Here is a 13313-nt window from a genome sequence, read left to right as displayed (position 1 = left end):
CAGGTCTGCAAGCCGGCAGTTGATCGAACTCAGCGGGACATTGTGTCCCCAGAGATGGCCAACGGTGGCCAGGATGTTGGAAAAAGCGATTCGACAACCGCCGACAACGCCATCACACCCAGATCGTCGAGGTGACGACCCATGATCTGCAGGCCGACCGGCCGACCGTCAACAGTCAATCCAATAGGAACCGACGCGGCCGGCGCACCGGTCAAGTTTGCGAGCGCGGAGAAAGCGATCCAGGCGCTACCCGCCTCCACCGCTCTGCCGTTGATGGTGTCGGGCCCGGGGATGTCCAGTCCGAAAGCCGCGCACGCGGTCGTCGGCGTTATCAGGAAGTCATGGTGTTCCATAAAGCGCCAGACCGTGTTCGCGATGCGCTTTCGTTCCATCAGTGCGTGCGTGAATGTGTCGGCGCTCCAATCGCGCGACAGCAGACTGGCCAGCCAGCCCTGCAGTTCGATGCGTTGTTCGGCTGCCATGCGCCTCAGGCCCTGCCGGTCCGTGTCCATGGCGACAAGGGTTTCGAACACGGCGGAGTAGTTGCCGACATCCGGCTGTACGACTTGGACGACACAGCCCAGCACTTGCTCCAGCCTGTGAACCGCGGCCTCCGTCCTCGCGCGCACTTCGGGATCGACCGCCGCAAAGCCGAGATCCGGACTGAACGCGATCCGAACACGACGCAACGTCTCGACCGGTGGCACCGCCCACTGCAGGATGTCGTTTGGCAGTGAAAACCTGTCCTTCGGCGTCGGGCCAGCGAGGACGGACATGGCAAGTGCGGCGTCGGCCACCGTCCGCGTCATGGGCCCGATGTGTTCGAGCGATTCCCAACTCGATATACCCGGGTGCCGCTCGTCCCGACAACCAGGGTAGGCCGGTACACGTCCCATTGAGGGCTTGAGCCCAAAGATGCCGCAGAGCGCGGCCGGCACCCGCACCGAGCCGCCACCATCGCTGCCAATCGCCAACGGGACCATGCCGGCGGCGACCGCTGCCGCCGAGCCAGCGCTGGATCCACCTGGCGCGAGATCGGGATTCCACGGGTTGCGTGTGGTTGGAAACAGCGCGTTATGACCGAAGGCGCCATAGCCGAATTCTGAAGTGTTGGTTTTGCCAACGATGATGGCGTCCGCCGCACGCAGCCGCTCGACCACAACGTCGTCTTCCTGCGGCACGTGTCCGGCGTAAAGGCGCGAGCCGAAGGTGGTGCGCAAGCCCTTCGTGCAGATCAAATCCTTGATCGCCACCGGCACGCCGGCCAGCGGGCCGACCGGTTGGTTGCGACCCAGGCGCTCGTCGAGCGCTTTGGCGGCCGCGCGCGCACCCGCTTCGTCGAGGGTGCAGAAGGCATGCAGCGACGGATCCAGCGCGGCGATGCAGCGGAAGGTCGCTTCGACCCTCTCCGCGGCGCTCGTGCGTCCGCTTTTCACCGCTTCGGCCATGGATGCTACGGTCATGCCTTTCTTCCCTTCTTGATGACAGGCGCCAGAAAACCCATCAGCATCTCGTGCGACTGTGTGCGATGCGCCGCCTGCCAGTCGTCGGCGAGCAGATCGGTTTCGAAGATGCGCGAAAGCGTCGGGCCGTGAGCCCGGCTGTAGTAAGCCATACTCACCATCGCAACGTACAGATGCAGCGGGTCGACGCCCGGCCGGAAGAGGCCGATCGCTTCGCCTCGACGCAACAGGTTGCCGATCAAGTCGAGCACCGGCGATGCACCCTCGCGGATCAGCGCCGAGCGCTTGAGGTGCCGGGCCTGGTTCATATTCTCGTAGGCCAGGAGCCGGCGCAACTCGGGCCGCGCGCCGAAGTGCGTGTCGATGAAGTCGAACATCTGCAGGATGCCTGCGGTGGGTGCGAGGGCATCGAAGTCGAGTTGCAACTCTGCCGCCCTCAGCTTGGACAGCACCTCCTCGAGCACGCAGACGTAGAGCGCATCCTTGCCACCGAAGTAGTGGTAAAGCATGCGAATGTTCGACTTGGCGCGGCTGGCGATCTGAACGGTTCGCGCGCCGCTGTACCCCTTTGCGGAGAACTCCGCGATGGCGGCCTTCAGGATGCGCGCGCGCGTGCGGGCCGGGTCGCGCGGAACGATCTTCTTAGCGGAGGCGGACTCGGAATGAGAAGCCATCTGTTCGTTGTAGAGCCCGTCGAGGTTCGTCATGCGCGCAGGTTCGCCAGTGCCGTCAGCAGCTGTTTGGAGTCACTGACGAAGCCGAAGCATTTCTTGACGTTCCACACCGTCGCCTCCGTGCAGAAGGGAGGCGACGACGTGGCGCAGCAATCTTCCAGCATGACGCAGCCGTAGCCGTAGCCGTAGCCGTAGCCGTAGCCGTAGCCGTAGCCGTAGCCCAGGAAGTTTGCATCGGTCAGGGAGTGCAGAACGCACTGGTCGGTGTTGCAACCCGCAAACAGCATCGTCTTCACGCCGAGGTTGCGCAGGATGCTGTCGAGCGGCGTGTCCCAGAAGCCGCTGATGCGGTGCTTGTCGACCCTTATGTCGCTTAGCAGGGGCGCGAGTTCGTCGACGACAGCTGCGGCCCACGAGTCCTTTTCCAGCACGTTGCCTCGACCTTCGGGTAGCGGATCGCCCAAGCCGGTACCCGTACCGCTGTTCTTGTACAGGTGAAACTGGTTTGGCGGCATGTTGGCGAGGTCGGGGCGATTGCCCCAGTTGACCCAGATCACAGGAACTTCGGCGTCGCGCAACGCGGGCAGCAACGCCTGCGGTGGCGCGATGGCTGCGCGGTCGGCAGCGAAGTCGCCACCGATGTGGTCGACCCAGCCGCCAGCCGTGCAGAAATCGTTCTGCATGTCGATCACGACGTTGGCCGTGCGGCGCAGATCGATCATCACGTTTTGCGGCTCGGCGCGGAGCCGAAGGGCTCTCGGCGCGGGTGCGGGCATCGCCATGTCGACCTCGTTCCGCGCGGCGCGCCAATGGTAATGAGGGGCGATGCCGAGCGGTCTGCTGCCCGATTCTGGCTGGGTTGGCATGGTCAATGACTCCAAGTTGGTGAGTGAACAAGCACCGCAATGGTGCCGCAATCGGCGCCCGGACGGTGCCTCGATGGATCGGCCGATATCCGAAACGCTTGCGCGCAGCCACCGCTCCCGGCGTTTGCGCCGAGGGCAAAGGCTGCCGCCGAGCCGATGGCATCGTTCTTGCATACGCCCGCACCATTCGTGTCCATTTAGTAATCGTTCAGTTACTTAATTCCATCTACCTAGCGAAAGGAATGCCAATGCCGAGAACTCACTCCTCCCTTGCATCGTTTGCGTGGGCTGCGACCGCCGCGCTCATGCTGGCCGGTGTGGCGCACGCCGCCGATCCACTCACCGTGGGCGTGCTGATTCCTGGCTCCAAATCCGATAAAGGCTGGATGGAGTCAGGCTACGACGGTCTGGCTGCAGCGCAAAAGGCCTATGGCGACAAGATCAAGGTCCAGATGATCGAGAACATCAACTACGCCGACATGGAGCAGGCGCTGGTCAACCTGGCATCCAAGAACCAACTGGTGATCGGTGTCGGCGGCCAGACGCAGGCGGCGGTCACTAAGGTCGCCAAACGCTTTCCCAAGACCAAGTTTTCCATCGTCGGCGGCAACAAGGGCGACACCGTGCCCAACGTGGCTGGCTACGACGTGAAGCAGGCCGAGATCGCGTTCGTTGCAGGCGCTACGGCGGCCATGCTCAGCAAGACCGGCGTGGTGAGCTACGTGGGCGGCATGGAGATCCCGTCGATCGTCAATGCCGGCAAGGAGTTCGGCAAAGGCGCCGCCTATGTCAACCCGAAAATCAAGTACGTGGAGAACTACACCGGAGATTTCGACAACGTCGCGAAGTCGAAGGAAGCCACGCTGGCCGCCATCGCGCAAGGTGCAGACATACACTATCACATCCTGAACCTGGGCCTGCGCGGCATGGAGCAGGCCGCGAAGGAAAAGAACACGCGCATCATCGGCAGCTACACCGACCGCTGCGGCACCGATCCTCTCTACCCGGCATACAGCATCACTGGCGTGGGTTACCAGGTGGAATACGCAATCAAGGAAGCCCAGTCCGGCAACTGGAAAGCCGGCTACAAGCCGTTTGGCCTCGCCATGGGTCCGAAGGCGTCCGACATGGTGATCTGCGGCGCAACACCCGACATGAAGGCGAAGATCGACGCGATCAAGAAGGACATCGAGAGCGGCAAGATCAAGGTGCTCGAAGGTTGATCCTCTCGTGACGCCGCTGCTGGAACTGTCGGGTCTGGGCAAGCGCTTCGGCACGCACCAGGTGCTCGACGATGTCTCGCTCACGCTGGAGGCGGGCGAGGTGCATTGCCTGCTCGGCGAAAACGGGGCGGGCAAGTCGACGCTGTGCAACCTTGTGTTCGGCGTGCACGCGCCGGATGCCGGGACCATGCGGCTGTCTGGTGCGGACTACCGTCCGGGCCGCCCGGCCGATGCACTGGCACAAGGTATCGCCATGGTCCACCAGCACTTCAGCCTGGTGCCCGACGTGAGCGTCGTGGACAATCTTCTTCTTGGCCAGTCGCGCGGCATTCTGAAGCGCGCGGAATGTGCCGCGCGCATGCGGGAACTTGGCGAGCGCTACGGCATGCAGCTGGACCCGCACGCACTCGTCAGTGGCCTGTCGGTGGGCGAGCGCCAACGCGTCGAGATCGTGAAGTGCCTCATGCGGGAACCCCGCCTGCTGGTGTTAGACGAGCCGACGGCGGTGCTGTTGCCCGACGAAATCCGCGCGCTGCTGCAGGTTTGCGAGAAGGTCGCAGCAAAAGGGTGCGGCGTAGTGCTCGTCACCCACAAGCTGGCAGAGATACGCCAGATCGCGCGGCGTGCCACGGTGCTTCGCGCGGGCCGTGTCGTCGCGCGCTCGGACGCTCCGGCGCAGGAGATCCAATCGCTGGTTCACGCAATGATCCAGCGCGACCTGTCCGATCCCTGCGATGCTGTCCCGGCGTCGCCGCGCCGAGCTGCCACGCCAATTGGCGAAGCCGTGCCGACGCCCGCGCTGATGGTGGACGGGCTGACCGTGCGTGACGCCCAGGGCGTGACCCGGCTGGACAAGTTCACCGTGCTGGTGGCGCCCGGCGAGATCGTCGGTGTAGCCGGTGTTGAGGGCAATGGGCAGGTCGAGTTGGCCGCCGTGCTGTCCGGATTGGCTGCGGCCACCGAGGGCCGCTTTTTCGTGGGCGGCACCGAACTCACCGGCAAGGGTGCCAAGGCTGTCACGGCGGCCGGCGTGGGCATTGTGCCCGAGGACCGGCACGCCTCGGGCTGCGTCGTCGCGATGAGCGTGGCCGAGAACATCCTGCTCAACCGGCTCGGCAACTACCGCCGCTGGGGCCTGCTCGATCGCGCAGCAATGCTGCGCGACGCGCGGGAACTCATGAAGACCTACGACGTGCGCGCAGCGAGCCCCGAAGTGGCATTCGCTGGCCTGTCGGGCGGCAATCAGCAAAAAGCGGTGCTGGCGCGCGAATTGACCACCGAAAGGCTGCGCTTCCTGTTGGCCGCCCAGCCGACCCGGGGGCTCGATGTGGGTGCCGTCGAGGCTGTCTACGGTCACATCGTCGGCGCGTGTGAGTGCGGCATCGGCGTGCTTTTGATCTCTTCCGAAATCGATGAACTGCTGAAGGTCGCCGACCGTATCGTGGTTCTGTATCGCGGCCGGATCATGGGGCAGTGCGACGCACGCCCTTCGCAGCGCGAGCGCATTGGCGCCTGGATGGCGGGACACACACAATGACGCGAACAAATCTCGTGACAGCCATGCGCGACCAGCGCGCCGTCGCTCTCTCACTGGCTGCCGTGGTGGTCGCGCTGTTGTGCGGTCTGGTTCTGGTGGCGGCCATCGGCGTGCCGATCGCCGATGCGGTGTCCGCGTTTGCCGAAGGTGCCTGGGGCTCTCCCTATGCACTGGCGGCGTCGATCAACCGCAGCCTCGTTTTCGCGTTGGTCGGACTGGGCTTCGTATTGGCGAACCGGGCCAATCTCACCAACGTCGGCGGCGAGGGGCAGATTGCAGTCGGGGCCATTGCGGCCACAGCCGTCTGCCTGCACGGCGGCGTTGTCGATCTGCCGGCTGGACTGGGCTTCGTACTGCCGATGCTGGCCGCTTGCGTCGTGGGCGGGCTCTGGGGCGCCATCGTGGGCATGCTCAAGATCCAGGTCGGGACGAACGAGGTGATCAGCAGCCTGATGCTGTCGTTCATTGGCGTGTGGATGCTGTATGGCAGCGTGCAGAGCGTGTCGCTGCTGCGCCAGCCCATGACCACCTCGAGCACCTTGCCCGAATCGCTGGATATTCCCGACACGACCAAGCTGCCACTGCTGACCGGCGATGCGGCCATGCCGATGCACGTCGGGCTGCCGCTCGCGCTGGTGCTGGCGCTGCTCGCCGCCGTGCTCCTACACCGCACCGTGTTCGGTTTGCGATTGCGTGCGGTGGGCCTCAATCCCTTGGCGGCGCGCAAGGCCGGCATTGCGATTGCGCCCTCGATCGTCGGTGTGTTCTTCGCGGCCGGTGCACTGGGCGGGCTTGCCGGCTCGATGATGCTGCAGGGCGAGCAGTACAGCCTAAAGGCCGGTTTCTCGTCCGGCTACGGCTTCGACGGGCTCGTGGTCGGGCTGCTGGCCCGCGGCTCAGTCACCGGCGTGATCGCCGGCGCGATGCTTTTCGGCTTCATCCGGTCCGGCGGCATCAACATGGAGATGGTCGCCAACGTGCCCAATTCACTGGTGCTGGTGATTCAGGGCGTGATCGTCGTGGCGCTGGCAGGTTCGGCGCGGTGGATTGACGGCAGCAAGGGAGGCACCCGATGAGCGACATGTCCGACGGCGCGATGCTTGCCGTCTTCGCGGGCTCGACCCTGCGTCTCGCGATACCGCTGGTGCTCGGCGCCACGGGTGAACTGGTGAGCGAACGCGCCGGCGTACTCAACATGAGCGTCGAAGGAATGATGCTCACCGGCGCCTTTGCCGGGGCCACCGGCGCCGTCGCAACCCGCAGCCCTATGCTGGGCCTGCTGATTGGCATCCTGGCCGTGCTTCCTGTGGCCTTGCTGCAGGCCTTCCTGAGCATCACGTTGCGCGCCAACCAGGTCGTGACGGGCATTGGCATCAACATCCTGGTGCTGGGCGCGACCACGCTCGCCTACCGAGAGATTTTCGGTGGTCGCTCGCGCGCAGAGGTTCCCGGCTTTGACAAGTGGCATCCGCCCCTGCTGTCTCAGATTCCCGTGTTCGGCGAAGCGGTGTTCAGCCAGGTGTGGCTGGTGTACCTGGCACTCGCGCTCGTCGCCTTGTTGGCATGGGTGCTGGGCGCCACCGCGATCGGCCTTGCAGTGCATTCAGCCGGCTCGGAGCCGAAAGCGGTCGAGAAGTCCGGCATGTCAGTGATGGCGGTGCGCTACGGCGCCGTTCTGTTCACCGGTGTTCTTTCAGCGATCGGCGGATGCTTCCTGTCGATCGGCGACATTCACACGTTCACTGAGGGCATGACGAGCGGCGCCGGCTACCTGGCCATCGCCGCCGTAATTTTTGGCAACTGGAAGGTGGGCCGCATGCTCCTGGCCTGCTTGTTGTTCGGTGGGGCCACGGCCTTGCAATTTCAGCTACCAGCCCTCGGTATTCAGCTGCCGAATGCGCTGTTGATCATGCTTCCCTATCTGATGGCGCTGCTAGCCGTCGGTGGACTCGTCGGCCGGCAGAGTTCACCCGCGTATCTGACGCAAGCATATGTGCGCTAGGGCGAATGCTCGACCTCTGCTGTTACGGCGCTAGGCACCCAGCGAGAGCTTGAACGAACCAAGTTGCGATGCGTCGTTCGTATAGGCGTCGCAACGACCGCCAACAAGCGCGTCGCGCAGCTGCTCGATCTTCTCGATGACCACCGGTTTCATCTCCAACTTGTTCGCACGGAAATAGTCGGAGACGCTGAACGCATCCTGTGCCAGCTGGCCGGAGACCGCGAGACGCAGTGTGTTGGCGCGGCCGCGGGTCAGGTGCTGCTCGTCGCGCGTAACGCGGTAGCTCGGACACATCGTGCCGGCGTCGAACTTGCGGCAGTGTCCGTTGTTGTTGCACATCTCGACAGCCTTAGCAAAGCCGCCGGTGACGTCACCGCCCGTGCCTGGCGTCGTCGTGACTTCGGTGACTGGGTCGGCCTGCACGTTCCAAGCTGACCAGTCCAACACCGGCTGGATGGGAATGCGCTTGTAAGGCTTGGGTGGCCCGGGAGGGGCGAACCGAAAGAGAGACCCGTCGTCCATTTTCGGCGTGTCGATGATCTTGCCGGGGTTGAACAGGCCCGTGGGATCGAACTGGCATGCCGGATCATTTCGCAATGGGCCGCGCCGATAAAGCCTACGAAGAACGCTCGCCAGCGCAGACGAATTGGACCGAAGAGCATGAAGCAGGTGCGATTCTCTGAAGGGAGCCTCCGGCGGCGGAGGTCGACATTCTTGTCTATGGGGCGAGCGGCTACACAGGCCGACTCGTCGCGGAACACTTCGCGCGGCGCTATGGCGTGGGCGGTAAGGTGAAGTGGGCCATGGCCGGTCGCAGTCAAGCCAAACTGGCAAAGGTGCGCGATCAGCTCGGGGCGCCGAAGGACACTCTGCTGGAGGAGGCCGACGCGAACGACACGGCTCAGCTCTCCGCGATGTTCGAGCGAACCAAGGCTATTGTCACGACCGTTGGCCCCCATCTTTCCACCTCTACGGGAGAGACGTCAACCTCAACGAACTTCCCCGCGATGCACCCAAAACGTTGCGCCGTGCTTTGCCCGGCCTGCCAGGCATCGTTGGCATGGAGGGCTTTGGACACTGGCCGCATTGGGAACGGTCTGGAGGGGCGAACGAAATCCTCCTGAGTTTATATAGTCTCTCGCATCAGACTAGGTGAGACACGCCCGGCCAGTCCCTGCTGGAGATCTTTGCGCTGACGTTCGTCCGGTTCGGGCCGGAAAAAACTTTCTGAACTGGGTCGGTCCGGCTGCTATCGCACTCAGAAACATGTCAATCGAAAAACTGACGGTCTGCTGTTGCGTGAGATTGGCTCGTTTGCGAGGAAGTTGGCGAGCGAGGATCAGTGATGCGATACCGTGTTCTACGGTCCAGGCCGCATGTGCCAGGACGTCTAGCCGTTCCTTGGCCCAACCACTTTCGATGGCGAGTGCGTGGATCGAATTGGCGAAATAGCTGAAGGACGCGTCGCCGGCATCCTCCAATTCGCCGACCCGGACTTCTGGCAACAGCCGCGGGCCGATCATCAGGTCGAACAGGCCCTCATGTGCACGCGCAAAATCAACATAGCTCAACATCATTTCCCGTGAGCGAGCCGCAGGCTCGGCCATCGAGTCGACGATACCTTTGCGCAGTTCAGCCAGCTCCCTGAAGCCGCTACTGGCGATGGCGGCCAACAAATGCTCCTTGCTTTTGAAATGTTTGAAGGGAGCTGCCTCTGAAACCCCGAGGCGGCGCCCGATGGCGCGAATGCTCAGTTCCGTCGCACCGTTCTCCTCAAACATCTTGCGGCCTTCTGAGACGAACGCCTCGCGTAAATCGCCACCGCGACGTACCGCTTGTTGAGCCAACTCGGCGTCGGCAGGAGGCAAACTTCGCGTACTCATCATGGAACTTCGTGAAAGTGATCTGACTTGGATCTTATAGCGGTGCGTGGCTTTGACATCAAAGCAAAGCTCGGCCCGATGGACTGACCCGCTCAGACATGCCGCAGACGATTCGGGTAAACACTGTTACCATCGACTGGTAAACGGCGTTAACCTTGTGGTGTTGCACTCGCCGCAAGCGACTGCAAGAGCGGCCCGACGGGACACACCCGGCTGGCCGGCAATCATTGATCTCAAGAAGGATTCCTGGAGCCATGACCACCGTCACGTTCGAAAAAGATGGCGCCGTCGGCGTCGTCACGCTTTGCAAGCCGCCCCACAACCTGATGGACAACGCCATGCTGGCGGATCTGTTCACCGCATACACGGCCGCCGTCGACAGCGGATGTCGTGCCATCCTGTTGAGGAGCTCTATGCGCCACTTTTGCGCTGGAGCGGACCTCGACGTGATCTTTGCGGAGCGGCCCGACCAACAGCGCCTTGTTGCTCTGTGGGCTGCGCTGGAGGATGTGCCGATTCCGATCGTTGTCGCGGTGCACGGCGCCGCCTTGGGTGGTGGGCTCGAGCTCGCTCTTATGTGCGACATGATCATCGCTGCCGACACGGCATCGTTCAGCATGGCCGAGGCTTCCATCGGACTGCTCCCGCTGCTGGGCGGCGTGCAGCGGATGGTCCAGCGCGTTGGTCCGGCTCGGGCGAAGGAGCTTGCAATGTTTGGGCGACGCCATGATCCACGCGCCATGGAGCGCTGGGGCGCGGTCAATCTGGTCACTCCAGAAGCGGAATTGGGGACGGTTTCCATGTCCTGGGCCCGGCAACTTGCATCAGGGCCTACGGTGGCATTCACGGGCATCAAGAAGCTGGCCAACTTGACAGTGCGCGAAGGTATCGCCGGCGCAGACGCAAAGCAGTCCGAGGTCAACGCGTCGATGTGGGCCTCTGCCGATCAGCAACGCGGTCTGGATGCGTTCAATGCCACGGGCAAGCCGGCAACGGCGATTTTTGAGGGTAACTGAGATGGCTGCACCGTTGAAAGGTCTCCGGGTCGTCGATTTCACCCGCGTGTTGGCGGGGCCCCATTGCAGTAAGACACTGCGCGACCTCGGCGCCGACGTGACCAAGATCGAGCCACCGGCTGGCGATGTGGGTCGCTCTGGAGTGCCGCTTGTCGGCCCAATGTCCCTGTATTACGTGCAGCAGAACGCCGGCAAGCGAAACATCAGCCTGGACTTGAACTGGCCTGAGGCACGCAAGATCGCAGTGGATCTATGTCGCGACGCCGACGTCATCGTGGAAAACTTTCGCCCTGGCACGCTTGCGCGCTACGGGCTGGGCTATTCGGATGTGGTCAAGTTCAACACCAAGGCGATCTATGTTTCCATGAGCGGCTATGGGCAGACGGGAGTATGGAGGAACCGCCCTGCATTTGCGCCCACCATTCAGGCTGAAACCGGATTGACCGAAATCCTCATTGAGCACTATGGCGAAGCGCTCAGTGAAGTTCGCAATGACGCTTGCAGCCACGCGGACGTGTACACCGGCTTGCAGGGAGTGATCGCCGTGCTGGCTGCGCTGGAAGATCGACACAAGACCGGCCTCGGACAACATGTGGACGTTTCGATGGCGGCAACGATGCTGTCAGTGAACGAGCGGGCTGGCGCACTGATGTCGGGCCTCGACGTCGACGGCGAACCGTACGCACTCAGCGCAACTGAATCGCCGATCTTCGACCTCCCTGACGGTCGTCGGCTCACCATCGCGTCCAGCCCGATCTTCTCACCGTCTTTTGTGAGCTACTGCGCCATGATGCGGCGCACTGACCTCTTGAGCGATCCGCGCTATGCCACGGCAACGCTTCGGCGAGCAAACATTGACAGTTTGATGCTGGAGGTCCGGGCCTGGATTCTGACCTTCAGCGACCTGGACGAACTCCAGGCGCAGGTGAGCGAGGCCGGATTGGCGATTGGCGTCCTGCGGACGACCCAAGAACTTGCCGAGTCAGAATGGGCCGCCGAGTGGGGCGCGGTTGTCGATGTGGACGATCGCAACGGAGGCACTGTACGCATGCCTGGGCCACCATGGAAGTTCGGGCGCTCCACACTGCCTGCCGCCGGACTTCCCTATTTTCAAGGCGAAAGCAACGCAGAGGTGCTGGCAGAGCAGGGCCTGTCACCCGCCGCCATCAACGACTTGCATCATCGCGGCGTCATTCGCTCTCGTCGCAGCGCTGCCGGCTCATTCGACTAAGGAAAACGCAATGGAATACCTAAACCATACGCACGATATCAATGCGAGCAGCTGGGTGACTTCCGCCAATGCAGCCGAAAGTCATTTCCCGGTGCAAAACCTGCCTTTTGCCATCTTTCGAAGGAAGGCGTCTGGCGAGCGTTGGCGCGGCGGCGTGGCGATCGGTGACCAGATCCTGGACATCGCGAACGCCTACCACCGCAATCTCTTTGCGGGCGCGGCGCGAGACGCAGCTTCGGCGGCCTCTCAAGAGGCGTTCAACGATTTGTTCGCGCTTGGACCATCAGCTTGGCAGGCGCTGCGCCATGCCTTGTTCGCGTTGATGCGGCAGGGTGGGCCAAGCGATACGCAAATGTCGACTCTGCGCGAATGCCTAGTTGAGCAAGCAGATGCAGAATACAACCTCCCGGCGAGGATTGGTGACTACACCGACTATTTCACTTCGCTCGATCACGCGGTTAACTGCGGGCGGCTTTTCGACCCCGCAAACGAACTGCCGCCCAGCTTTCGATGGATCCCAATGGCGTACCACGGGCGTGTTTCGACCATTGGCGTAGCCGGGCAGACATTTCGTCGTCCGAAGGGGCAGTTTCTACCCACTGGCTCCAGGGAGCCGATCTATCAGCCCACCCTGAAGCTCGACTACGAATGCGAATTGGGTATGTTCATCGGTCCCGGCAACCAGGCCGGCGAACGCATATCAATTGACGATGCAGAGAACCACATCTTCGGCCTATGCATGTTGAACGACTGGTCGGCCCGTGATATCCAGGCTTGGGAGATGAACCCGCTGGGCCCTTTTCATGCCAAGAACTTCGCGACAACCATCTCGCCTTGGATCGTAACGATGGAGGCACTAGCCCCTTACAGGAAGCCGGCGGTGCGCGCAGACTCCGAGCCTCAGCCGCTCTCCTACCTAGACTCCACCGAAAACCGATCGAGTGGTGCGTTTGATATCCGGCTGGAAGTCTTTATTGAATCTGAAACGATGAGAGCTAACGGCCGTAAGGCTCCGCTCGTTTCGGCAACCAGCTTTGAGCACCAGTATTGGACCCTCGCGCAGATGGTGACACACCATGCCGCAGGGGGTTGCGCACTTCGCCCCGGCGATCTGCTGGGTACCGGCACCATCTCCGGGCCTACACGCATCGAGGCAGGCGCACTCATCGAGCTCGGGTTGGCGGGAAGAGAACCCGTTCAACTTGGCGATGGAGAGGAGCGCGGATTCTTGGCCGACGGGGATGCGGTCATTTTCGAGGGCCATTGCGAACGAGACGGCTTCGTACGCATTGGCTTTGGCAAAAATTACGGAAGGGTTTTGCCAGCGGTCGCACCGTCAATCGACACGGCGGGTGCGTCGCGCGGCGAGACGCCGGAACATCTCTCGGTGTGAGGCGCTTCGAACCAGAATCTTCTTA

The 13313-nt window shown here is 62.7% G+C and carries 12 protein-coding genes and 1 pseudogene; 8 read left to right on the top strand and 5 right to left on the bottom strand.

The window, feature by feature from the left end; all coding sequences use genetic code 11:
- Window positions 1-29: 29 nt before the first annotated feature.
- From QZH52_RS34085 to QZH52_RS34075, 3 genes are read right to left on the bottom strand one after another with little or no spacing between them, the layout of a single operon-like run.
- Window positions 30-1463, bottom strand: coding sequence for an amidase (locus QZH52_RS34085; RefSeq protein ID WP_301815648.1), 1434 nt, complete (start codon window positions 1461-1463; stop codon window positions 30-32).
- Window positions 1460-2170, bottom strand: a complete 711-nt coding sequence (locus tag QZH52_RS34080; RefSeq protein ID WP_286624973.1) for a TetR/AcrR family transcriptional regulator — start codon at window positions 2168-2170, stop codon at window positions 1460-1462. The genes QZH52_RS34085 and QZH52_RS34080 overlap by 4 nt, the downstream gene beginning before the upstream one ends.
- Window positions 2167-3003, bottom strand: coding sequence for a cysteine hydrolase family protein (locus QZH52_RS34075; protein ID WP_301815644.1), 837 nt, complete (start codon window positions 3001-3003; stop codon window positions 2167-2169). Before QZH52_RS34075 ends, QZH52_RS34080 begins: the two co-directional genes overlap by 4 nt.
- Window positions 3004-3308: 305 nt before the next feature.
- Here QZH52_RS34075 and QZH52_RS34070 point away from each other — a divergent pair, with 305 nt between their 5' ends.
- Genes QZH52_RS34070 through QZH52_RS34055 form a run of 4 tightly spaced genes read left to right on the top strand, consistent with a single transcriptional unit; the run spans window position 3309 to window position 7765 of the window.
- The gene (locus tag QZH52_RS34070) at window positions 3309-4226 is read left to right on the top strand and encodes a BMP family protein (RefSeq protein WP_301815684.1); all 918 of its coding nucleotides are present in this window, start codon (window positions 3309-3311) and stop codon (window positions 4224-4226) included.
- 7 nt (window positions 4227-4233) lie between these two features.
- The gene (locus QZH52_RS34065) at window positions 4234-5763 is read left to right on the top strand and encodes an ABC transporter ATP-binding protein (protein WP_301815643.1); all 1530 of its coding nucleotides are present in this window, start codon (window positions 4234-4236) and stop codon (window positions 5761-5763) included.
- A 23-nt stretch (window positions 5764-5786) separates the two neighbouring features.
- Window positions 5787-6839, top strand: coding sequence for an ABC transporter permease (locus QZH52_RS34060; RefSeq protein ID WP_301815641.1), 1053 nt, complete (start codon window positions 5787-5789; stop codon window positions 6837-6839).
- A 5-nt stretch (window positions 6840-6844) separates the two neighbouring features.
- Window positions 6845-7765 carry an ABC transporter permease gene (locus tag QZH52_RS34055; RefSeq protein WP_301815682.1) on the top strand — a complete coding sequence of 307 codons (921 nt, stop codon included), beginning with the start codon at window positions 6845-6847 and terminating at the stop codon, window positions 7763-7765.
- Between the two features lie 186 nt (window positions 7766-7951).
- Here the strand turns inward: QZH52_RS34055 and QZH52_RS34050 are convergent.
- A pseudogene (locus QZH52_RS34050) lies at window positions 7952-8341 on the bottom strand (FAD-binding oxidoreductase); the annotation flags it as partial.
- Window positions 8342-8475: 134 nt separating this feature from the next.
- Here QZH52_RS34050 and QZH52_RS38785 point away from each other — a divergent pair.
- Entirely contained in the window at window positions 8476-8889 is a 414-nt protein-coding gene (locus tag QZH52_RS38785; protein WP_366919355.1) for a saccharopine dehydrogenase family protein, read from the top strand.
- A 24-nt stretch (window positions 8890-8913) separates the two neighbouring features.
- On the opposite strand, the gene QZH52_RS34045 is transcribed toward QZH52_RS38785, so the two are convergent.
- Window positions 8914-9651: a TetR/AcrR family transcriptional regulator gene (locus QZH52_RS34045; RefSeq protein ID WP_301815639.1), complete on the bottom strand. Its 738-nt coding sequence runs from the start codon at window positions 9649-9651 to the stop codon at window positions 8914-8916.
- 251 nt (window positions 9652-9902) lie between these two features.
- Here QZH52_RS34045 and QZH52_RS34040 point away from each other — a divergent pair, with 251 nt between their 5' ends.
- From QZH52_RS34040 to fahA, 3 genes are read left to right on the top strand one after another with little or no spacing between them, the layout of a single operon-like run.
- On the top strand, window positions 9903-10664 hold the full coding sequence (locus tag QZH52_RS34040) for an enoyl-CoA hydratase/isomerase family protein (RefSeq protein WP_301815636.1): 762 nt from the start codon (window positions 9903-9905) through the stop codon (window positions 10662-10664).
- A gap of 1 nt (window position 10665) precedes the next feature.
- Window positions 10666-11895 (top strand): CaiB/BaiF CoA transferase family protein, encoded by a 1230-nt coding sequence (locus tag QZH52_RS34035; protein WP_301815635.1) that lies wholly within the window; start codon window positions 10666-10668, stop codon window positions 11893-11895.
- Between the two features lie 10 nt (window positions 11896-11905).
- Window positions 11906-13288: a fumarylacetoacetase gene (gene fahA / locus QZH52_RS34030; protein WP_301815633.1), complete on the top strand. Its 1383-nt coding sequence runs from the start codon at window positions 11906-11908 to the stop codon at window positions 13286-13288.
- The last annotated feature ends 25 nt before the right edge of the window (window positions 13289-13313 follow it).

Source organism: Variovorax ginsengisoli (assembly GCF_030486595.1).
Taxonomy (GTDB): domain Bacteria; phylum Pseudomonadota; class Gammaproteobacteria; order Burkholderiales; family Burkholderiaceae_C; genus Variovorax; species Variovorax ginsengisoli_B.
Note: the sequence above shows the minus strand (reverse complement) of the source record. Positions and strands in the feature narration are given on the sequence as shown.